18 protein-coding genes are annotated in these 20,976 nt (G+C 62.9%); 16 read left to right on the top strand and 2 right to left on the bottom strand.

What is annotated here, in order from left to right; genetic code table 11:
* The first annotated feature begins 41 nt into the window (after window positions 1-41).
* Genes KY465_RS05120 through KY465_RS05095 form a run of 6 tightly spaced genes read left to right on the top strand, consistent with a single transcriptional unit; the run spans window position 42 to window position 6,039 of the window.
* Window positions 42-914: a carbohydrate ABC transporter permease gene (locus KY465_RS05120; RefSeq protein ID WP_219200424.1), complete on the top strand. Its 873-nt coding sequence runs from the start codon at window positions 42-44 to the stop codon at window positions 912-914.
* 11 nt (window positions 915-925) lie between these two features.
* Complete coding sequence (locus tag KY465_RS05115; protein ID WP_219200423.1) at window positions 926-1,756, top strand: carbohydrate ABC transporter permease; 831 nt, start codon at window positions 926-928, stop codon at window positions 1,754-1,756.
* Between the two features lie 10 nt (window positions 1,757-1,766).
* Complete coding sequence (locus KY465_RS05110) at window positions 1,767-2,771, top strand: ABC transporter ATP-binding protein (protein ID WP_219200421.1); 1,005 nt, start codon at window positions 1,767-1,769, stop codon at window positions 2,769-2,771.
* Window positions 2,768-3,541 (top strand): L-iditol 2-dehydrogenase, encoded by a 774-nt coding sequence (locus KY465_RS05105; protein ID WP_219200419.1) that lies wholly within the window; start codon window positions 2,768-2,770, stop codon window positions 3,539-3,541. The genes KY465_RS05110 and KY465_RS05105 overlap by 4 nt, the downstream gene beginning before the upstream one ends.
* A 1-nt stretch (window position 3,542) precedes the next feature.
* On the top strand, window positions 3,543-5,054 hold the full coding sequence (locus KY465_RS05100) for a mannitol dehydrogenase family protein (protein ID WP_219200418.1): 1,512 nt from the start codon (window positions 3,543-3,545) through the stop codon (window positions 5,052-5,054).
* Between the two features lie 19 nt (window positions 5,055-5,073).
* Window positions 5,074-6,039: a carbohydrate kinase family protein gene (locus KY465_RS05095; RefSeq protein ID WP_219200416.1), complete on the top strand. Its 966-nt coding sequence runs from the start codon at window positions 5,074-5,076 to the stop codon at window positions 6,037-6,039.
* Window positions 6,040-6,154: 115 nt separating this feature from the next.
* Here the strand turns inward: KY465_RS05095 and pdxR are convergent, their stop codons facing one another.
* A complete protein-coding gene (gene pdxR / locus KY465_RS05090; protein WP_219200415.1) occupies window positions 6,155-7,654 on the bottom strand; it encodes a MocR-like pyridoxine biosynthesis transcription factor PdxR in 1,500 nt (499 codons plus the stop codon).
* 114 nt (window positions 7,655-7,768) lie between these two features.
* Between pdxR and KY465_RS05085 the strand changes: the two genes are divergently transcribed.
* The 8 genes from KY465_RS05085 to KY465_RS05050 are packed head-to-tail and all read left to right on the top strand — an operon-like array spanning window position 7,769 to window position 18,609.
* A complete protein-coding gene (locus KY465_RS05085) occupies window positions 7,769-9,379 on the top strand; it encodes an ABC transporter substrate-binding protein (protein WP_219200414.1) in 1,611 nt (536 codons plus the stop codon).
* Window positions 9,380-9,387: 8 nt separating this feature from the next.
* The gene (locus KY465_RS05080; RefSeq protein WP_219200413.1) at window positions 9,388-10,362 is read left to right on the top strand and encodes an ABC transporter permease; all 975 of its coding nucleotides are present in this window, start codon (window positions 9,388-9,390) and stop codon (window positions 10,360-10,362) included.
* On the top strand, window positions 10,362-11,204 hold the full coding sequence (locus KY465_RS05075; RefSeq protein WP_219200412.1) for an ABC transporter permease: 843 nt from the start codon (window positions 10,362-10,364) through the stop codon (window positions 11,202-11,204). The genes KY465_RS05080 and KY465_RS05075 overlap by 1 nt, the downstream gene beginning before the upstream one ends.
* On the top strand, window positions 11,204-12,874 hold the full coding sequence (locus KY465_RS05070; protein ID WP_219200411.1) for an ABC transporter ATP-binding protein: 1,671 nt from the start codon (window positions 11,204-11,206) through the stop codon (window positions 12,872-12,874). Before KY465_RS05075 ends, KY465_RS05070 begins: the two co-directional genes overlap by 1 nt.
* Complete coding sequence (locus KY465_RS05065; protein ID WP_219200410.1) at window positions 12,871-14,556, top strand: thiamine pyrophosphate-binding protein; 1,686 nt, start codon at window positions 12,871-12,873, stop codon at window positions 14,554-14,556. The genes KY465_RS05070 and KY465_RS05065 overlap by 4 nt, the downstream gene beginning before the upstream one ends.
* Before the next feature lie 12 nt (window positions 14,557-14,568).
* The gene (locus KY465_RS05060; RefSeq protein WP_219200409.1) at window positions 14,569-14,841 is read left to right on the top strand and encodes a N,N-dimethylformamidase alpha subunit family protein; all 273 of its coding nucleotides are present in this window, start codon (window positions 14,569-14,571) and stop codon (window positions 14,839-14,841) included.
* Window positions 14,838-17,093: a N,N-dimethylformamidase beta subunit family domain-containing protein gene (locus KY465_RS05055; RefSeq protein WP_219200407.1), complete on the top strand. Its 2,256-nt coding sequence runs from the start codon at window positions 14,838-14,840 to the stop codon at window positions 17,091-17,093. Before KY465_RS05060 ends, KY465_RS05055 begins: the two co-directional genes overlap by 4 nt.
* A gap of 13 nt (window positions 17,094-17,106) precedes the next feature.
* Complete coding sequence (locus KY465_RS05050) at window positions 17,107-18,609, top strand: aldehyde dehydrogenase (protein WP_346432592.1); 1,503 nt, start codon at window positions 17,107-17,109, stop codon at window positions 18,607-18,609.
* A gap of 10 nt (window positions 18,610-18,619) precedes the next feature.
* Here KY465_RS05050 and KY465_RS05045 read toward each other — a convergent pair whose 3' ends face one another.
* Complete coding sequence (locus KY465_RS05045; protein WP_346432591.1) at window positions 18,620-19,348, bottom strand: GntR family transcriptional regulator; 729 nt, start codon at window positions 19,346-19,348, stop codon at window positions 18,620-18,622.
* A 133-nt stretch (window positions 19,349-19,481) separates the two neighbouring features.
* Between KY465_RS05045 and KY465_RS05040 the strand changes: the two genes are divergently transcribed.
* Entirely contained in the window at window positions 19,482-19,769 is a 288-nt protein-coding gene (locus tag KY465_RS05040; protein ID WP_219200404.1) for a UxaA family hydrolase, read from the top strand.
* Between the two features lie 13 nt (window positions 19,770-19,782).
* A complete protein-coding gene (locus KY465_RS05035; protein ID WP_219200402.1) occupies window positions 19,783-20,964 on the top strand; it encodes a UxaA family hydrolase in 1,182 nt (393 codons plus the stop codon).
* Window positions 20,965-20,976 lie beyond the last annotated feature (12 nt).

Raw genomic sequence — 20,976 nt, 5'->3', positions numbered from 1 at the left:
CGATCATTGCGGTCTATACTGCTGCTCGGAGGATTGATCGCATGGCCACGAAAGCATCTCGCTCAGCCGCCCGGCTGATGATCTCCCCAGCAGTTCTGTTGTTGCTCGGATGGATGATCATCCCGCTCAGCATGACGGTCTATTTTTCGTTCCTGCGCTACAATCTGTTGATGCCGGATGGCAATCCGTTCGTCGGCTGGGACAATTACTACTGGTTCTTCACCGATCCGAGCTTCAAGGACGCGATGCTCAACACGCTGCTGCTGGTTGGCGGCGTTCTGGCGATCACCACCGTCGGCGGCGTGCTGTTCGCATTGCTGCTTGACCAGCCGATGTGGGGACAGGGCGTCATCCGGATCATGGTGATTGCGCCGTTCTTCGTGATGCCGACGGTTTCGGGCCTGGTCTGGAAGAACATGTTCATGAACCCGGTGAACGGCATCTTCGGCCATATCGCCAGCGCGCTGGGGATGCAGCCGGTCGATTTCTTCAGTCAGATTCCCTTGCTGTCGATCATTTTCATCGTTGCCTGGCAATGGCTGCCGTTTGCGACGCTGATCTTGCTGACGGCGTTCCAGTCGCTGGACCAGGAACAGCTTGAAGCCGCCGAGATGGACGGGGCCAGCTGGCTGGCACGCTTCTGGTACATCATGTTGCCGCATCTGGCGCGGGCGATCACCGTCGTCATTCTGATCCAGACGATCTTTCTCCTGTCGATCTTCGCGGAAATCCTGGTGACGACGAATGGCGGCCCGGGCACATCAACGACCAATCTGACCTACCTGATCTACGTCTCGTCGCTGCTGCAATACGACGTGGGGATGGGCAGTGCCGGTGGCGTCATCGCCATCATCCTCGCCAACATCGTTGCGATCTTCCTGATGCGGATGATTGGCAAGAACCTGGACGCTTAAGGAGGGATCAGATGGCACGCTCGGTTTCCAACTCTCGCAAGGCGCTCAATACGGCGGTCGCCGCAACGCTCGGCTTTCTCATCTTCTTTCCGATCCTGTGGATCGTCGTCCTGTCGTTCAAGTCCGAGGGCGACGCGATCCGGGCGCCACTCGAAGTGCTGACTTCGGGATGGACGTTTGAAAGCTACACGGCGGTGCAGGAGCGCTCCGACTATTTCAAGCATTTCTCCAATTCGGTGATCATATCGGTTGGATCGACACTCCTCGGCCTGCTGATCGCCATTCCGGCAGCCTGGGCAATGGCGTTCGTGCCCGGCAAGCGCACCAAGGATGTGCTGATGTGGATGCTGTCAACGAAGATGCTGCCATCGGTCGGCGTTCTGGTGCCGATCTACCTGATCTTCCGGGATCTGGGCATTCTCGACAGCCGCATCGGACTTGTGGTGGTGCTGACGCTGATCAATCTGCCGATCATCATCTGGATGCTCTACACCTATTTCCGCGAAATTCCGGGCGAGATCCTCGAGGCGGCGCGCATGGATGGCGCCAGCCTGCGCAGCGAAGTGCTTTACGTGCTGACGCCCATGGCAGTGCCCGGCATGGCTTCGACGGTTCTGCTCAATATCATCCTTGCCTGGAATGAAGCGTTCTGGACGCTCAATCTGACGGCGGCAAAGGCGGCACCGCTAACCGCTTTCATCGCATCCTATTCCAGTCCCGAGGGCCTGTTTTATGCCAAGCTCTCGGCGGCCTCGGTGATGGCCATCGCGCCAATCCTGATCATGGGCTGGTTCAGCCAGAAACAACTCGTCCGCGGCCTGACGTTCGGCGCAGTGAAGTGAGGAGCAACTCATGGGACGCATAGCACTCAAGCAGGTCACCAAATCATTCGGCCCGGTGACGGTCATTCCGCCGCTTGACCTTGATATCGAGGATGGCGAGTTCGTGGTCTTCGTTGGCCCGTCCGGTTGCGGCAAGTCGACATTGTTGCGGCTGATCGCCGGGCTGGAGGATACCACTTCCGGACGGATCGAGATCGATGGCACCGACGCCACGGGCATGCCGCCTGCCAAGCGCGGTCTGGCCATGGTGTTTCAAAGCTACGCGCTTTATCCGCACATGTCGGTGCGCAAAAACATCGCCTTTCCCATGCGCATGGCGAAGATGTCGAAGCAGGAGCAGGAGCGGCGGATCGAGGCTGCGGCGAAAGCGCTCAACCTGACCGACTATCTCGACCGCCGTCCGGGGCAGTTGTCCGGTGGTCAGCGTCAACGCGTGGCAATCGGACGGGCGATCGTGCGCGAGCCTGACGCGTTCTTGTTCGATGAGCCACTTTCCAATCTCGATGCGGCGCTGCGCGTCGGCATGCGGCTGGAAATCAGTGAGCTTCACAAGCGTCTCGACACGACGATGATCTACGTGACGCACGATCAGGTGGAAGCGATGACGATGGCTGACAAGATTGTCGTGTTGCAATCCGGAGTGATCGAGCAGGTGGGCAGTCCGCTGGACTTGTACCGTTCGCCGCGCAACAAGTTCGTCGCCGGCTTCATCGGCTCACCGAAAATGAACCTGATCGAAGGCCCCGAGGCGGAACGGCGCGGCGCTCATACGATCGGCATCCGGCCGGAGCATCTGTCTGTTTCGGACCGAACCGGTGACTGGACCGGCACGGTCGGCGTGTCCGAGCATCTTGGCAGCGATACCTTCTTTCATGTGACCATACCGGGTTTTGCCGAGCCGATCACGGTGCGCGCGGGCGGCGATGTCGATCTGCATCACGGCGATACCATTCACCTTACTCCGGATGCGACCCAGATTCACCGCTTCGGAACCGACGGACTCCGCATCGAATGACCCGCCTTGCAGGACAATCGGCGCTGATCACCGGCGCGGCCCGCGGCATCGGCGCCAGTTTTGCCGAGGCCTATGTGCGGGAAGGCGCGCGCGTAGCGGTGGCTGATATCGACATCGCCGGCGCCGAGAAAACTGCGGCGGCGATCGGCGCAGGCGCCTATGCGGTGCAACTGGATGTCACGCAACAGGCCAGTATCGACGCGGCGGTTGCCCGTGTTGTCGAGACAGCCGGCAAGCTCGACATCCTGATCAACAATGCCGCATTGTTTGATGCGCATCCGATCGTCGACATTCCGCGTGAAAGCTATCAGCGGCTGTATGCCGTCAATGTCGAGGGCACCCTGTTCACGCTGCAGGCGGCGGCGCGGCAGATGATCCGTCAGGGACACGGCGGCAAGATCATCAACATGGCCTCGCAGGCCGGGCGGCGCGGCGAAAGTCTGGTGGCGGTCTATTGCTCGACCAAGGCGGCGGTGATCTCGCTGACGCAGTCGGCCGGGCTGAATCTGATTGCTGACGGGATCAATGTGAACGCCATCGCGCCGGGCGTTGTCGACGGGGCTCACTGGGATCATGTCGATGCACTGTTTGCCCGCCTCGAGGGCAAACCACCCGGACAGAAAAAGGCAGAGGTCGCTGCCGGCGTCCCGGCCGGCCGTTTCGCGGTCCCGGCGGACCTAACCGGAATGGCTGTCTTCCTGGCTTCAAAGGAAGCGGATTACATCGTCGCCCAGACATACAATGTCGATGGCGGCCAATGGATGAGTTGAGATGAATTTGTCAAATGCCACTCTTGGCGATCTGCCAGGCGGCATCGCCCGTCCGCGTTATGATCGCTCGCGGCTGACACCGGGAATCGTGCATATCGGGGTGGGAAATTTCCACCGTGCCCATCAGGCCTGGTATCTGCATCGGCTGATGCAGCAAGGGCTGGCGCATGACTGGGCGATCGTGGGGGCCGGCGTGCGCCCCTATGATGCCGGGCAGCGGCTGAAGCTGGCGGCGCAGGACTATCTCACCACACTCATCGAGCTTGACCCGGCGGGGCGTTCTGCCGAGGTGGTGGGATCGATGATTGATTTCGTGCCGGTCGAGGAAGGGCATGGCGCGCTGATTGCCCGCATGGCCGATCCCGCTATCCGCATTGTCTCACTGACCGTGACGGAGGGCGGGTATTACCCGGATGCGTCGGGCCGCGGGCTCGATCTCGGCCATCCGGACATTCGCCACGATGCCGCCAATCCCGGGAGCCCCCGCACAGCTTTCGGCGCCATGGTGGCCGCATTGAAGCGCCGCCGCGCCAACGGCGATGGGCCGTTTACCGGGCAAAGCTGCGATAACCTTCAGGACAATGGCGCCGTCTTGCGACGGACCGTCGTCGGGCTGGCGCGTCTTTCGGACCCTGATCTGGCTGACTGGATCAACGAGAATTGCTCCTTCCCGAATTCGATGGTCGATTGCATCGTGCCCGCCACGGGTCCACGTGAACTGGCGCTGGCGCGTGACTTCGGCCTTGATGATGCGGCGCCGGTGGCGCATGAGACCTTTCGTCAATGGGTCATGGAAGATGATTTCTGCGCCGGTCGGCCGGACTGGGATCAGGTCGGAGCGACGTTTTCCGGGAATGTCGAAGCTTTCGAGACGATGAAGATTCGTCTGCTCAATGGCGGGCACCAGCTGATTGCCAATGCGGGCGAACTCTTATCGGTGGAAACCATTTCGGGCTGCATGGCCAATCCGCTGATCGGTCCGTATCTGCGCAAGGTGACCCTTGAGGAAATTGTTCCGCATGTGGATGCCGTCCCCGGCATGACACCGGAAGCTTACGTCGCCCTGATCGAGCGGCGCTGGTCCAATCCGGAGATCGTCGACACGGTGCGCCGGGTTGCGTTTGACGGCTCGTCCCGGCACAGCGGATTTCTGCTGCCGGTGCTGCGTGATGCTCTTCGCACTTCAGGTCCGATCGAGGGACTGGCGCTTGCCGAGGCCTTGTGGGCGCGCATGTGTGCGGGGCGCCGGGAAGATGGAACCGTGATTGCTGCCAATGACCCGATCTGGGAGCAGTTGACGGATGCGGCGCAGCAGGCAAGACAGACGCCGCAGGTCTGGCTGCAGCAACGTGCGATCTATGGCGATCTGGCGGAAGACGATCGCTTCAGCAGTGCTTTTTGCAGCTGGCTCGATGCGATCTACGCCAACGGGACAGAAGCGGCCCTGATCAGCTATCTGGGCGAAGCATCAGAAGATTGGCGGGGCCGAGCCCCGCGTACCGCCGGTCGATAGACCGGCAACTGGAAACACCATGATACTGTGTTGTGGCGAAGCGCTGATTGACATGATCCCGGCCCAAGCATCGGGACTGTCCAATGCCGTGAGCGAAGAGGTCGCCTATGCGGCCCATTGTGGGGGCGCCGTCTTCAACACGGCGATCGCCCTTGGCCGACTTGGCATCTCGACGGGACTGCTCACCGGCCTGTCGACGGATCTGTTCGGCGTGCAGCTTCGCAATGCTCTGGTCGACAGTCAGGTCGATACGTCTTTCCTCATCGTTTCCGATCGTCCAACGACACTGGCATTCGTCACGCTCAAGGACGGCCAGGCCAGCTATCAATTCTACGACGAGAATTCGGCGGGCCGGATGCTGTCGCCGGATGATCTGCCGCCGCTACCGGAAACCGTAAGAGGATTGTTCTTCGGGGGTATCAGCCTTGCCTGCGAGCCCGGTGCGGATGCCTATGCGGCACTTTTGGCGCGCGCGGCGAATGGCCGCGTGGTGATGCTTGACCCGAATATCCGGCCGGGTTTCATCGCGGACGATGCCCGGTTCCGGGCGCGGCTCGCGGCGATGATGGCGCATGCGGACATCGTTAAACTGTCCGATGAGGATCTTGCCTGGCTGCTGCCCGATCCGCCGACACTGGAGGCGAAGGTCACGCATCTGATGGAGCAGGGGCCGGCAGTGGTCATCGTCACCCGCGGCAGCGCCGGGGCGATTGCCTTCGCGGCAGGTGATCTGGTGGTCGAAAGGCCTGCGGTGCAGGCGCAGGTGGTCGATACGGTCGGCGCCGGGGACACCTTCAATGCGGGGGTGCTGGCAAAGCTTGAAGAACTCGGCCTGATGGACAAGGCGCGCATTCGGGCTTTGCAGAAAACGGATCTGGAAGCCATTCTCGCCTATGGCGCCCGGGCAGCCGGCGTGACCGTCTCGCGCGCCGGGGCCAATCCACCGTGGAAAGCCGAACTCGAGACGCTGCCTGCCGGAAGCTGACGTCTCCAGACCCCACTACGAAGACCACAACCGCCGGGATGGATGCGCAGCGCCAGATGGATAGCAGCGGGCACATGGTCAAATCCCGATGCGGCGGGGACCGTTCTTTCGGCGGCTAAGTACGGGCAGCGCGGTAGTCGGCAAGCACGCCTGCCAGGGTTTCGACTCCGGCGTGGATCGCCGCCGGCGTAAAATTGCCAAAGCCGAGGAGAAGGGCGGGCGGCCGCGTGCGTTCCACCGTCAGGCGGGAGATGGGAGTGATCTCCAGGCCTTGCGCGGCGGCGGCGGCACTGATTACGCCATCGTCCCAGTCGGGCGGCAGCCAGCCGATCATCTGCAGGCCGGTAGCTGAGGCTTGCAGGCGGATGTCGTCTGGAATGCGCTCGCCGAGCGCACGGATCAGGGCAAGCCGGCGTTCAGCATAAAGGCGCCGCATGCGGGCGACGTGGCGGCCGAGATGACCCTCGGTGATGAAGCGCTCGACAATCACCTGCTCGAAGGTCGGCGACTGCCGCCCGGCAACAATCCGCGCATTGACGAAGATATCGATGACCGGCTCGGGAACCACGAGGTAGGCCAGCCGCAGGCCGGGAAACAGCACCTTGGAGAAAGTGCCGATATAGACCACACGGTTGCCGCCATCGAGACCTTGCAGCGAGCGCACCGGCCGTCCCCGGTAGCGGAATTCCGAATCATAATCGTCCTCGATGATCCAGCCGCTCTTTTTCCTTGCCCATTCGATCAGCGCCAGGCGCCGGGCCAGCGACATGGTGTAGCCGAGCGGAAACTGCGAAGAGGGGCAGACCACGGCAAGACGGGCCTCGGGGTGGGTCCGCTCACCCAGCTCGATGTCAAAACCTTCGCCATCGACAGGGACAGCGCCAATCTCCGCACCGGCGGCACGCAAGGCGGCCACCGAGCCGGGAAATCCCGGGTCCTCGCACAGTACCTGGTCCCCGATATCGAGGAGCAGTCGGGTCGCAAGATCAAGCCCCTGCTGTGCGCCGGCCACGATGACGACTTGGTCCGGGGTGCAGACGACGCCGCGGCTGATGGTGAGGTAGCGGGCAATCGCCTCGCGCAGCGGGCCGTAGCCGGCCGGTTCGGTCTCGCCAAGCAGCGATCCGGCGCCGGGCGCGCCATCGGCCATCAGCGACTTCGTCACCCGTCGCCAGAGGGCGATGGGAAAATCGTCGACCGCCGGCATGTTGATGCGAAAGGGAATCGGGCGCTGCGGTACACGCAGCGACCGGGCGACGGCCTGGTAGCGTTGCGAGCGCCGGGCGACCGTTGAAAGAGCTTCGGGATCCTGACGGCGGGACATTTCGCGCTGTGCCACGAGGCCGACCTCGGGCAGTTCTTCGGACACGAAAGTTCCGGCACCCTTGCGCGTCTGGACGAAGCCTTCCATGGTCAGCTGCTCGTAGGCCCAGCTGGCGGTGTTACGTCCGACACCCATGGCCTTTGCCAGTTCGCGCGTCGAGGGCAACCGGTCTCCCGGCTTGAGCTGTCCGGTCAGGATGGCTCGGGCGAACTGCTCGTAGATCCGCTGCTGCAAGGTGCGGTCGTCGCTGCTCTCCAGGTCGAGAAACGCGGTGAACCAATTGGCGGGCACTGGCACGGGTCCTCTCGGTGGAAAGTGGCTCCATTAAATTAGCAAAAAATGGCTCTTCCACAAGCGCACTTTCTTTCGGAAACTCGGCGGATACGAACCGATGGAGGGAACATCATGCATATAAGACGTGCAATTGCTGCCACCGCATTCGCCCTGGCCGGGGTGTTGGCGGTCAATGCGCCGGGTCCGCTCGGCATAGGGGCCAGTCCGGCGCAGGCCGAACCGATGCAGGGCGGGACGCTCAATTCGACGCTATGGCCGGAGCCGCCGGGCATCATCATCGGCGTCAATCTCAACGCGCCGACCCTGCTTCCCTCGACTAAGATGTTCGAGGGGCTGCTGGCCTATGATTTCAATCTCAGCCCGCAGCCGATGCTGGCTGAAAGCTGGGAGGTCAGCGACGACGGCCTGACCTACACGTTCAAGCTGCGTGAAAACGTCAAGTGGCATGATGGCGAGGCATTCACGTCCGAGGACGTCGTCTACACGCTCACCGAATTCATTCCGGAAGTGCATGCGCGCTCGCGGCCGACCTTCGCTCGTGCCGAGATCACGGCGCCCGACGACTACACGGTCGTCCTGACACTGGAAGAGCCGTACGGGCCGATGATCCGCTCGTTCGACACGATCGCGGCGCCGATGATGCCGGCGCATATCTACAAGGGCAAGGACATCCGCGACAATCCGGCCAACCGCGAGCCGATTGGCACCGGGCCGTTCAAGTTCTCCGAATGGAAGAGCGGTGAGTACATCCATCTCGTCCGCAACGACGACTACTATCTGGATAATCGTCCCTATCTTGACGAGATCTACTACCGCTTCATCCCCGACAGTGCTTCGCGCGCCCTGGCGCTCGAATCGGGCCAGGTGCAACTGGCAACGCAGAATGACATCGAGCTTGTCGATCTGGCGCGGCTCGAGGCCATGCCCAATCTCGAAGTGACGACAAAGGGCTGGGAATGGGGCGCGCCGATCTCGTGGCTGGAAATGAATGTCCGGCGCGAGCCCTTCGACGATGTGCGCTTCCGCAAGGCGGTGATGTTCGCTCTCGATCACGAGTTCATTCGCGACAACATCTTCTTCGGCTGGGCGAAGATCCCGACCGGACCGATTCACTCCTCGTCGCCGTTCTACACCGCCGACGTGCCGACCTATCCGCATGACCCGGAAAAGGCCAAGGCGCTGCTCGACGAAATGGGATTGACGGCCGAGGATGGCGGAACGCGCGCCGAGATCAAGCTGCTTGGCCTGCCCTATGGCGAAATGTGGGACCGTCTGTCGCAATACATCAAGCAGGCGCTTGGCGAAGTCGGCGTGGAAGTGACGCTCGAAGCCTCCGACGTCGCCGGCTGGGGCAGCCGCATCTCGAACTGGGATGTCGACATGTCGACCACCTACCTGACCACCCTGTCGGATCCGGCGCTTGGCGTGGCCCGCAGCTACATCACCGAAAATCAGAAGAAGGGTGTGCTGTTTACCAACACGTCGGGCTATTCCAATCCGGAAGTCGACCGGCTGTTTGCCGAGGCGGCCTCCGAGCCTGACTCGGACAAGCGCATGCAGATGTACCACGAGGTGCAGAAGATCATCGCCGACGAAGTGGCGCTGGCCTGGCTGGTCGAGCTCGAGTGGCCGACGGTGCACGCTTCCAACCTGAAGAATGTGGTGCGGAACGGGCTTGGCCCGAACGACAACTTCGCCGAAGCCTATTTCGAAAAGGAATAGACTTTCCGATGCGCCATCTGAGCTACATCGCAGGATGGATGGTGAAGGCCCTGGCGGTCGTCCTGGCCATCACCATCCTCAACTTCTTCCTGATCAGAATGGCGCCCGGCGACCCGGCCATTGTTCTGGCGGGCGAGGCGGGAGCAGCCGATGAGCAGTTCCTTGAGCAAGTGCGATCGGATTTCGGCCTTGACCGGCCGCTTCCGATCCAGCTTGCGGCCTATGTCGGCAACGTGCTGACCCTCGACCTCGGACAAAGCTACCGGGCCCAGCGACCGGTCGTGGACATGCTGTTTGAGCGGCTGCCCGCGACCCTTCTCCTCACCGGATCCGCCTATCTGTTCGCGCTTTTGCTCGGGCCCTTGCTCGGAGCGCTTGCGGCGACGCGACCGCGGACCATTTTCGACAGTCTTCTGATGGTGGTGGCCCTGTTCTTCTACGCAACTCCCATCTTCTGGGTCGGCCTTCTGCTGATCCTCGTCTTTTCGGTGCAACTGGGATGGTTGCCACCCTTCGGCATGCAAAGCATGATCCCGGTCTCGGGCGCCTGGAACCAGACGCTCGACGTGCTCAGGCACCTGATCCTGCCGGCCTTGACGCTCGGGCTATTCTACATCGCCGTCTATGTGCGGCTGACCCGTGCCTCGATGCTCGAGACCTCGAGCCTCGACTATGTCAAAACGGCGCGCGCCAAGGGCCTGCCGGAATGGCGGGTGGCGACGGCGCACGTGCTGCGCACTGCCCTTTTGCCGATCATCACCTTCGCCGGTTTGCAGGCCGGTCACCTGGTCGGCGGCGCCGTCGTCGTCGAGACCGTCTTTGCGTGGCCGGGGATCGGCCGCCTGGCCTTCGATGCGCTGTTCCAGCGGGACTACAATCTGCTGCTTGGCGTCTTCCTGCTGTCGGCTTTGATGGTGGTCTTCTTCAACATGATTACCGACATTCTGGTGCGCCTGGCGGACCCGCGGATCGGGAGCGCGTGATGAGGGATTTCTTTCAGCGTTTCTGCGAGAACCGCGGCGCCCTTGTCGGTCTGGTGGTGCTGACGGTGATCATCCTAGTGGCGATCACGGCGCCGCTCCTGAGCCCGGTCGATCCCTGGCGCAGTTTGGGGCGGCCGCTGCAGCCGCCGGGCGGGGAGTTTGCGCTGGGCACCGACATGCTTGGACGCGACGTCCTGGCCGGCATCCTGCACGGGGCACGGATCTCGCTGTGGATCGGCATTCTCTCGGCGGTGGTGGCGGCGCTGATCGGCGTGACGATGGGCGCCATCGCCGGCTTCTTCGGCGGCTGGGTCGATGATGTCCTCGTGCGCATCACCGAGTTCTTCCAGACGATCCCGAGCTTCATCTTCGCCATCCTGCTGGTCGCCATCCTGACCCCCGGCCTGACCTCGATCGTCGTGGCGATCGCCGTTGTGACCTGGCCGCCGATCGCGCGGTTGGCACGGGCCGAATTCATGACGCTGCGCTCGCGCGAATTCGTCGAGGCAGCGGTGCTCTCGGGGGTATCGCGGCCGCGCATCATCCTGCGCGAGGTGCTTCCCAACGCGGTGTCGCCTCTGATCGTCATGGGATCCTTGACCGTTGCCACGGCGATCCTGACGGAATCGGCGCTGAGCTTCCTCGGGCTGGGCGATCCGAACCGGATCTCCTGGGGGTACATGATCGGCGCGGCGCGCACGGTGTTCCGCCACGCCTGGTGGCTATCGGTCTTCCCGGGCCTGGCGATCGTCCTGACCGTACTTGCAATCAATCTGGTGGGTGAGGGCTTGAACGATGCGCTCAATCCGCACCTGAAAGGACGACGGGTCGGGGTGCAGTGATGGGACAGGACACAACCAGCACGCCACTCGTGTCGATCGAGGGGCTGAGGATCAGTCTGCCCCTGGGCAGCGACCGGGTGATGGCGGTCGATGGCATCGATCTGTCGGTCAAGCCGGGCAAAATCCTTTGCATCGTGGGGGAATCGGGGTCCGGAAAGTCAATGACGGCGCATGCCATCATGGGTCTGGTGCCCAAACCCCTTAAGGTCGAGGGCGCCATTCATTTCGATGGTCACAACCTCGCCGACATCGCGCCCTCGGTGCATCGCGGCATTCGCGGCAGCCGCATCGGCATGGTGTTTCAGGAGCCGATGGCAGCGCTCAACCCGGTGATGAAGGTCGGCAAGCAGATCGAGGAGGTTTTCCGCTTCCACAATATTCCCGGTCCTTACGATGATCGCATCGTCGCACTTCTTGACTCCATGGGGCTGCCCGAGCCGGAGCTGCTGCGGCATGCCTATCCGTTCCGCCTGTCCGGCGGGCAGCGCCAGAGGGTGATGATTGCCATGGCGCTGGCGCTCGATCCGGCGCTGCTGATCGCCGACGAACCGACGACGGCGCTCGACGTGACGACACAAAAGCAGATCCTGAACCTGCTCAAGACCGCTCAGCACGAGCGGCAGATGTCGATCATGCTGATCACCCACGATTTTGGCGTGGTTGCCGAGATCGGTGATGAAGTGGCAGTGATGCAGGAGGGCCGCATTGTCGAGCGCGGGGCGGTCAAGGATGTGCTGCACGACCCACAGCATCCTTACACACAGACGTTGCTGGCGGCGGTGCCCGACCTTTCGCCGCGCCCGGCGGCGGACGCAGAACCGGCGCCGCTCTTGTCGGCGGCAAATGTCAGCAAGACCTACAGGACGCGCAGCGGCTGGTTTACCCCGGGGCGCGAGGTGCATGCGGTCCAGAATGTCAGCCTGCAGCTCGGACGCGGCGAAACGGTCGGGGTCGTCGGCGAATCCGGATCTGGAAAGTCGACCTTCGCGCGCATCGTCGTGCGGCTGTTGACCGCGGATGAAGGCGATGTGCGGCTCGACGGCGTGGATGCCAATCTGCTCGATCTCGACACACGCCAGCTGGCGCCGCTGCGCAAGCGTGTGCAGATGGTTTTTCAGGATCCCTTCGCCTCGCTCAATCCGCGCCGCACGGTCTTCGAGATCGTCGCACAGGGGTTGCGCGCCCACGGTGTCGGCCGCCGGGAGGCGCGACGACGGGTCGAGGAACTGCTTGACCTCGTGGCGCTCGATCCGTCGGCGGCGGACCGCTATCCGAATGCCTTTTCGGGAGGACAGCGGCAGCGCATCGGCATTGCCCGCGCCCTGGCGCTGGAACCGGATGTCATCGTTGCCGACGAACCGGTCTCGGCACTCGACGTGTCGATCCAGGCGCGGGTTCTCGATCTTTTCGCCGACATCCAGAAGCGGCTGGGTATCGGCTTGCTGTTCATCACCCACGACCTGCGCGTGGCAGCACAGATCTGCGACCGCGTGATCGTCATGCGCAAGGGCGAGGTCGTCGAGGCCGGGACCTCCGCCCAGGTGCTGTTTGACCCGCAACACGAGTACACGCGGCTGCTCATCGATTCGATTCCGGGACGCGGGCAGATGCCGAAGAAACACGGGCCGGCCACGGCCGCCGCCGAAGCTATGGAGAGGACACGGGAATGAGCAAGAAGACGGTATGGCGGGCGGTGGCAGAGGCGCTGAAAGCGGAAGGTGTGGGGCATGTCTTCGGGCTTCCGGGAAACCCCAAGCACCTGGTCTATGATCTCGATGAGCACACCGACATCGATTTCGTGCTCGTGCGCGACGAGAAGTCCGCCGTTTCCTGCGCCTATTCCTATGCGCGGCTGAGGCGCCAGCCGGGGATCGTTTTTTCCAATCCCGGGCCGGGAATCACCACGCTGGTGACTGGCATGCTCGAGGCGACCTCGGGGTCGCTGCCGGTGATCGCCATCGTCAATGGCGTGGTCGAATCGCATGACGGGATGGGTGCGTTTCAGGAGCTGGACGCGGTATCGCTGATGCGGCCGGTGACGAAATGGGCGGTGCGCGTCACCGATGCGAAGAAGATACCCTGGGTCATGGAGCGCGCCTTCGCCATTGCCATGAACGGCCGGCCGGGCGGCGTGTTCATCGAGATTCCTTCTGATCTCGCTGACGCCGAGATCGACATGCCGGACTACCGCGCCGGTTTCAGACGGCATCTGGCGCGGCCCGACAAAGCTTCGATCGAGGCAGCTGCGAAGGCGCTTGCCGCGGCGAAGCGGCCATTGATCTGGTGCGGTTCGGGGGCCGTATTCTCAGGTGCAGCAGGCGCCGTGCAGGCGCTGGCCGACAAGGTCGGGATGGCGGTCATGACGACGCCGGGGGGGCGCGGCATCTATCCGGAAGACGGTCCGCTGGCGATGGGGCAGACGGGATTGTATTTCTCGCAGCCGGGCAAGAGCTGGTTCGACGAAGCCGATCTCGTTCTCTCTGTGGGCACCAGGCTGGAAGCATTTTCCACCAACAGCTGGCAATTCTGGCCGGAGCAGGCAACATTCATCCAGCTCGACATCGATCCGGAAACCATCGGCATGAACAAGCGTCCGGACATCGCCCTTATCGGCGATGCCACCCTGGCCCTGAATGATTTGGCAGCGGCTTTGCCGGCGGTTGATGCTGAGGCGCGTGACGAGCGCATCAATGCAATGGCGCGCCTGAAAGCCGACTACCAGCCGAAGCTCGAAGCTGCGGCGGCCGACGACGGGACACCGATCCGGGTGCCGAAAGTACTCGACGCGGTCAATCGCATATTCGGCAAGGACACCATCTTGATGAAAGAGAATGGCGGCGCCGATCTGTGGTGCTACTACTGGCCGCATTACAAGGTGCTTGATGTCGACGACTGCGTGCCGATGGCCGAACAGACAGCCATGAGCATGGGGGCGATCGGGGCGATCGGGGCGAAGATTGCCCGGCCGGAGAAGAAGATCGTCTGCTTTGCAGGCGACGGCGCCATGCAGATGTCGGTGGTCGAGCTGGCAACCGCCGCCGAGCGGCGCTGCGGCATCACCTGGATCGTGCTGAACAACCAGGCCTTCGGCTGGGTGCAGTACAACCAGGTGCTCGGACAGAAACCGTTCGTTGCCACCGGTTTCGAGGTCAACAGCGATTTCGCGGCGATTGCCCGGGCCCAGGCCTGTGTTGGCATCAAGGTCGAGGATCCGGCCAAGATCGATGCGGCTCTCGAGGAGGCGCTGGCGGCCAACACCCGGGGTGTTCCGGCGCTGATCGACGTGCAGATCGCGCCGCACCTCTACCACGAGCATTTCGAGCGCGTGCACCGCGCCAAGATCGATCACTAGGCGAGGACGGCCGTGCCCGAGACTGACACCGACATCGAGGCTGCGTTTCTCGCCGATCCCTTCGCCGACCATGGTCCGGAGCTGCAGCGCCTTCTGTTTGCGCTGCGGGACCAGCCGGCGGCTGGCAAGCTTGTGCTGATCGAAGTCGAGCCGGGGCGGAAATGGCAGTTGGCGCGGCTTGGCGGGCGCGGCCAGCCTGTCGAGCGGCTCGATCATTACTTTGACGATCTCAGGGCTGCCGAACGGCATGTCTTTCGCCTGCGCCTTGATGAGCGCCAGGCATGATCGCAGATCCCGATTTCGGCATCATCGGCTATACGGATCGGTGGAGCTATCGCCCCGGCGAAACCGTTTCGTTGCACCTGTCCGCAAAGACGGCGGGCCTGGGGCGCGCTTCGCTGCACCGGTTCCGGCAATATGTTCCGCAAAATCCCGGCTTCGAGCTGATATTGGATGCTATCGACGGAGCGGATGCGCATTTCGAGGTGGTTCCGCAACAGACCCGCATCGGTTCGTATTTCGAGGCAGACTTACCCCTCGAGCACGAGCCGCATAGTGGTCTGGCGCTGGCTGTGATGGTGCGGCCCACGGCGGTCGGGGCGGAAGGCAACGGGCTTTTCAGCCTGACGGCTGGCGATGCAGCCCTGTCTCTGTCGATCCATCCTGGCGGTCTGCTTCGCGCCCGCTTCAAGGGTGATGGCGCACCGGTGGCAGAGACGTGGTCCGAAGTGCTGGCTGTCAATGCCTGGCAGGCGCTGACCGTGCATTTTAATCCGCAGGCGGAACGCCTCGAGATTTGCGTGCGGCGCGGCGGTGAATTGCGAAATTACGCCATGGCGCTGCCGGCCGGGTTCCCTGCGGGAGCGGCGAAACTGACGCTGGCGGCCGCCGAGTGCAGCAGCCTGCCGAGCTTCAATGGCCGCCTCGAAGCGCCGCTTCTCTGCAAAGACGGCGCTGACGCCAGATCAATGCTGGCGCGTCTCGACGCCTTCCTCGACGGTGCGGTGCCATCGGAAGGGGTCATGGCCGCGTGGGATTTCAGCCGGCAGATGGACAGCGCGGTGATTGCGGATTGCGGGCCGCATGGCTGTGATGGCCGGCTCGTGAACTTGCCCATGCGGGCGGTCAAGGGTGTACGCTGGAGTGGCGGCGAACAGAGCTGGAAACATGCGCCACGCGACTATGCCAGCATCCATTTTCATCAGGACGACCTGCTCGATGCCAACTGGCCGGCAGCAACGACGCTCGCCCTGCCAGACAGCCTTGCCAGCGGTCTCTACCTGATCGAAGTGGCGGGTGATGCCGGCCGAGATGTGTTGCCGATCTTCGTGACACCCAAGGTGCGCGGCCGCCGCAGCAAGCTGGCCTTCGTCGCGCCGACCTTCAGCTATCTCGCCTATGCCAATGACCGGTGCCTCTTGCACGGGGCCAATCCGGAGGTGCTCGCCAACCGGATGCTGGTTCTGACCGAAGGCGATTGCGCTCTGGCGGCGCATCCTGAATTCGGCCTGTCTCTTTACGACACGCATGTGGATGGTTCGGGTGTCTCCTACGCCTCGCGACGGCGACCCTGCCTGACCTTCCGGCACAGCCAGCGGGCGTGGCAGGGCGGCATCGGCAGCGGCTTGTGGAATTTCTCCGCCGATTTGCTCATTCTGTCATGGCTCGACCGCGAAGGGCTGGAGTATGAGATCGTCTGCGACGACCAGCTCGATGCCGAGGGCAGCGGAGCGCTGGGCGCTTATGATTGCGTCCTGACCGGCTCGCATCCGGAATATCACACGGCGAACAGCCACGACGCCTTTTCCGGTTTTCTCGCCCAGGGCGGTCGGCTGATCTATTTCGGCGGCAACGGGTTTTATTGGCGTGTCTCGACGCATGCGGACTACCCGGGCACCATCGAATTGCGTCGTGCCGAAGACGGCAACCGCAGCTGGGCCTCGGAGCCGGGCGAATACTACCATGCCTTCGACGGCGCCTATGGCGGGCTATGGCGGCGCAATGGCCGGCCACCGCAACACCTGGTCGGGGTGGGGTATACGGGGCAAGGGTTCTTCCGCTGCCACCCCTATCGCTTCACCGGCGATTGCCAAATCGACCGCGTCGGCTTCCTTTTTGATGGCGACCCGCCGCAGGCGGAAACGCTGCTTGGGGATTTCGGCCAGATCGGCGGCGGTGCGGCCGGTATCGAGATCGATCGCGCCGATACCCGTCTCGGAACGCCGGAGCACGCGCTGGTCATCGCATCGTGCAGCGCGTTCGACGACAGCTATGTGCTTGCCAACGAAGAAGTACTGGTCAACCGGCCGACGGTGGTCGGGCGCCTGTCACCGCTGTTGCGCTGTGATCTGGTGTTCTTTGAAACGCCAGCCGGGGGCGCGGTGCTGTCGACTGGTTCGGTGGCCTGGGCCGGAAGCCTCGGCGACCTGCCCGCCGACAACGACATTGCCCGGCTGACCCGCAGGGCGGTCGACCGTTTTCTTGATGCCGCACCATTCAGCGTGCCGCATCAGCCCTCACCGCAATCCGGCAAATGAAGGAGTATTCGACGTGACGACACAGCAAGGCACCACCGATCTGCATGCCATGGCGGCCAATCTCTCGTTGCCCGGTGAAGCGTTCATCGACGGTGGTTTTCGGCCGGCGGCGTCGGGCAAGGTCTTCGAGAACGTCAATCCCGCGACCGGTGCGGTCCTCAACACGGTGGCAGCCTGCGATGCCGCCGATGTCGATACCGCCGTCGCGGCCGGGCGGCGTGCGTTCAAGGAGGGCAGCTGGTCACGGGTCGCACCGGAAGAGCGCAAGGCGGTACTTATCCGACTGGCCGAACTCATTCGCGCCGATGCCGAGGCGCTGGCGACGATGGAGAGCCTTGATTCGGGCAAGACGATCACCGATTGCCGTAACGAGATCGGTCACGAGGTGCCGGCCTTCTTCCAGTGGTATGGCGAATTGATCGACAAGACGTTTGGCAAGATCGCGCCGACCGATGAGCAGACGCTGGCCCTGATCCTGCAGGAGCCCATCGGCGTCGCCGGCGTGGTGCTGCCATGGAACTTTCCGCTGCTGATGGCTGCCTGGAAGGTGGCGCCGGCGCTGGCGGCGGGATGCAGCGTGGTGGTCAAGCCGGCCGAACAGACACCGCTGACCGCGTTGCGCCTCGCGCAGCTGGCGCTCGAGGCGGGGGTGCCGGCGGGAGTGCTGAACGTCGTGCCCGGCTTTGGGGAGACGGCGGGGCAGGCGATCGGCCGTCATGCGGACATCGATGTCGTGTCGTTCACCGGCTCGACGGAGATCGGCGCAATGTTCCTGCGCTATGCCAGCGACAGCAATCTGAAACCGGTCGGTCTGGAAATGGGCGGCAAGAGTCCGTTCATCGTGCTCGATGATGCCGAGATCAATGAGGCGCTGATCGAGAATGCAGTGATGGCGGCGCTGTGGAACGGCGGCCAGAATTGTTCGGCCAACATGCGGCAATACGTGTCCGCCGGCCGCAAGGCGGAATATCTCGACAAGGTCAGCGCGCGGATTTCCCGCCTGAAGGTCGGCGATCCGCTAGATCCGGAGACCGATATCGGCGCGATGGTCTCGTCGGAACACCGCGACCGGGTGATGTCCTATATCGAAAAAGGCGTCAGCGAGGGGGCGCGGCTGGTGCGCGGCGGTGGCGGACTTGAGGGATCGGACGGCTTTTTCGTGCTGCCGACGCTGTTCGACGACGTCACGCAGGAGATGACAATCGCGCGCGAGGAAATCTTCGGTCCAGTGCTCGGGGTCATTCCGTTCGACACGGCCGAGGCGGCGCTCGAGATGGCGGCTGACAGTGTCTATGGGCTGCATGCCAGCGTCTTTACCCGCGACATCGACCGGGCGCTGCATTTCGCCCGGCGGCTGCCGTGCGGCACGATCTCGATCAACAGCTTCTCGGAGGGCGACATCAAGACGCCGTTCGGCGGCTACAAGCGGTCCGGTTCGCTGGCGCGGGACAACGGCACGGAAGCGATGCAGCAATATCTGCAGGCCAAGACGGTGTGGATCGCCCGGTCTTCGTAGAAACGCCGCTTCAGCGCAATTCCGCGAGGTAGTGGGCCTCACCGGTGAGGCAGCGCGAGACACGCCACTCGACAGGTGTGTTTTCCAGATCGACAGCGACGCGCTCGATGCACAGCAGCGGCTCTCCCGTTGCGCAGCCGAGAAGGGCAGCGTCGGTTTTGGAAGCGGCAATCGCCTTCAGTTTTTCCGTGGCGCCGGCAATGGTGATTCCCCAGCGTGCGGCGTACAGCCCGTAGATGTTGTTGGGAATCGTCTCGAGCGCCTCGAAGCCATCAAGACGTGCTTTCGGGACCGACAGTGTCTCGACCAGAAGCGGTTTGCCGGCGAGCAAACGCAGGCGTTCAACGCGGCAGACCGGTGCTGCGCGGCTTATGGCGAGCGCCGCCGCCTCGGCGGCATCGGCGGCGGCGGTGTCGCGGCGCGTGACGCGCGATTCAGGCAGCAGATGTTCGCCGCTGTCGGGTACGAGGCGGAAGAACTGGAATTGTTTGCGACCCTCGTCGGGGACCGCGACGAAAGTGCCGCGCCCCTGGCGGCGAATCAGCAGGTTTTCCGCCGTCATCAGGTCGAGTGCCTTGCGGACAGTGCCCTGGCTGACGCCGAGCTGGCGGGCCAGCTCCATTTCGCTGGGAATCAGCATGCCCGGTGTCCAACTGCCGGAGACGAGGCGCCCCACCAGCCGGTCGCGTATGCGGGCGTAAAGCGGTTTGTGATCCAGCGATTCCTCGGATGCGGGCACTTGCTTTGTTCCTTCCTGCCATCGATCGCCACCGATTCTAGAGCAGCGCCGTTGACATCGCCACTTTTTTGTATCTTATATCTTATATAAGACTTGAGTATATATATCGGATCCGATCCGGGAGGAGACAAAAGTGAGCGCACCGCATCTGCTGGTTCATGATCACGCCGACAATGTCGGCGTCGTGGTCGTCGAGCACCTGAAGGCCGGAACGACGATGCTGTGTGTCGTCACTGCCGACAATTCAAGCTTCGAACTGGTTGTGAAGGAGGACGTGCCGATCGGCCACAAGGTGGCGCTGGACGATCTCCAAGAGGGCGGCACGGCAATCAAATACGGTGAGGACATCGGCAAGTTCGTCGCCGATGTGGCGAAGGGCGCGCATGTGCATGTCCATAATCTCAAGACCAAGCGCTGGTAGGCGGGAGGATACAATGGCATTGCACGTTTCAGATCTGAAATTCATGGGCTACCGGCGTGACAACGGGCGCGTCGGCGTTCGCAACCATGTCGTCATTCTGCCGGTCGACGACATCTCGAACGCCGCATGCGAGGCGGTGGCAAACAACATCAAGGGCACGCTGGCCTTGCCGCATGCCTATGGCCGACTGCAATTCGGGGCCGACCTCGATCTGCATTTCCGCACGATGATCGGCACCGGCAGCAATCCCAATGTCGCCGCTGTCGTCGTGATCGGCATCGAGCCCGGCTGGACCCGCAAGATCGCCGATGGCATTGCGGAAACCGGCAAGCCGGTCGCCGCCTTCTCGATCGAACAGAACGGGGATCTGAAAACCATCATGGATGCCTCGCGCGCCGCCAAGGGTTTCGTCCACTACGCGTCGGAACTGCAGCGGGTCGAATGCCCGATTTCCGAACTGTGGGTGTCAACCAAATGCGGCGAGAGCGACACCACCACAGGGCTGGGGTCCTGTCCGACCGTTGGCAACATGTATGACAAACTTCTGCCGGAAGGCATTTACGGCTGTTTTGGCGAGACCTCGGAGATCACCGGCGCCGAGCACATCTGCCAGGAACGTGCCGTCAACCCGGAGGTCGGCGCTCGCTGGTACCAGATGTGGGAGGCCTATCAGGAGGACGTGATCTTCGCCAATCAGACGGATGATCTGTCGGAGAGCCAGCCGACCAAGGGCAATATCGAGGGCGGGCTGACGACGATCGAGGAAAAGGCGCTCGGCAATCTCGAGAAGATCGGCCGGACATCGCGTTATATCGACATTCTGGAGCCGGCGGAGGCGCCGCGTTCAGGGCCGGGGCTGTATTTCATGGATTCTTCTTCGGCTGCTGCCGAATGCGTGACGTTGATGGCTGCCGGCGGGTATGTCGTGCATACGTTCCCGACCGGACAGGGCAATGTGGTCGGCAACCCGATCGTCCCGGTGATCAAGATTTCCGCCAATCCGCGCACGGTGCGGACGATGAGCGAACACATCGATGTCGATGTGTCGGGCATCTTGCGCCGCGAGATGACGATTGACCAAGCCGGTGACGCGCTGATCGAGATGATCGTGCGGACATCAAATGGCCGCAGCACCGCCGCCGAGGCACTGGGTCACCGCGAGTTCGTGATGACCAAACTCTATCGCAGCGCCTGAGTCCTCAGGTGC

It is taken from the genome of Neohoeflea coraliihabitans, from assembly GCF_019334345.1.
Lineage (GTDB): Bacteria > Pseudomonadota > Alphaproteobacteria > Rhizobiales > Rhizobiaceae > Pseudohoeflea > Pseudohoeflea coraliihabitans.
The sequence above is the reverse complement of the archived record's forward strand: the minus strand, read 5'-3'. Positions and strand labels throughout refer to the sequence as shown.

What these genes read in the sequence shown, in the direction of transcription:
- KY465_RS05120 (WP_219200424.1), top strand. Translation starts at nt 42, where the DNA reads ATGGCCACGAAAGCATCTCGCTCAGCCGCCCGGCTGATGATCTCCCCA.
- KY465_RS05065 (WP_219200410.1), top strand. Translation starts at nt 12,871, where the DNA reads ATGAGCAAGAAGACGGTATGGCGGGCGGTGGCAGAGGCGCTGAAAGCG.
- KY465_RS05110 (WP_219200421.1), top strand. Translation starts at nt 1,767, where the DNA reads ATGGGACGCATAGCACTCAAGCAGGTCACCAAATCATTCGGCCCGGTG.
- KY465_RS05035 (WP_219200402.1), top strand. Translation starts at nt 19,783, where the DNA reads ATGGCATTGCACGTTTCAGATCTGAAATTCATGGGCTACCGGCGTGAC.
- KY465_RS05080 (WP_219200413.1), top strand. Translation starts at nt 9,388, where the DNA reads ATGCGCCATCTGAGCTACATCGCAGGATGGATGGTGAAGGCCCTGGCG.
- KY465_RS05115 (WP_219200423.1), top strand. Translation starts at nt 926, where the DNA reads ATGGCACGCTCGGTTTCCAACTCTCGCAAGGCGCTCAATACGGCGGTC.
- KY465_RS05095 (WP_219200416.1), top strand. Translation starts at nt 5,074, where the DNA reads ATGATACTGTGTTGTGGCGAAGCGCTGATTGACATGATCCCGGCCCAA.
- KY465_RS05070 (WP_219200411.1), top strand. Translation starts at nt 11,204, where the DNA reads ATGGGACAGGACACAACCAGCACGCCACTCGTGTCGATCGAGGGGCTG.
- KY465_RS05105 (WP_219200419.1), top strand. Translation starts at nt 2,768, where the DNA reads ATGACCCGCCTTGCAGGACAATCGGCGCTGATCACCGGCGCGGCCCGC.
- KY465_RS05055 (WP_219200407.1), top strand. Translation starts at nt 14,838, where the DNA reads ATGATCGCAGATCCCGATTTCGGCATCATCGGCTATACGGATCGGTGG.
- KY465_RS05075 (WP_219200412.1), top strand. Translation starts at nt 10,362, where the DNA reads ATGAGGGATTTCTTTCAGCGTTTCTGCGAGAACCGCGGCGCCCTTGTC.
- KY465_RS05085 (WP_219200414.1), top strand. Translation starts at nt 7,769, where the DNA reads ATGCATATAAGACGTGCAATTGCTGCCACCGCATTCGCCCTGGCCGGG.
- KY465_RS05100 (WP_219200418.1), top strand. Translation starts at nt 3,543, where the DNA reads ATGAATTTGTCAAATGCCACTCTTGGCGATCTGCCAGGCGGCATCGCC.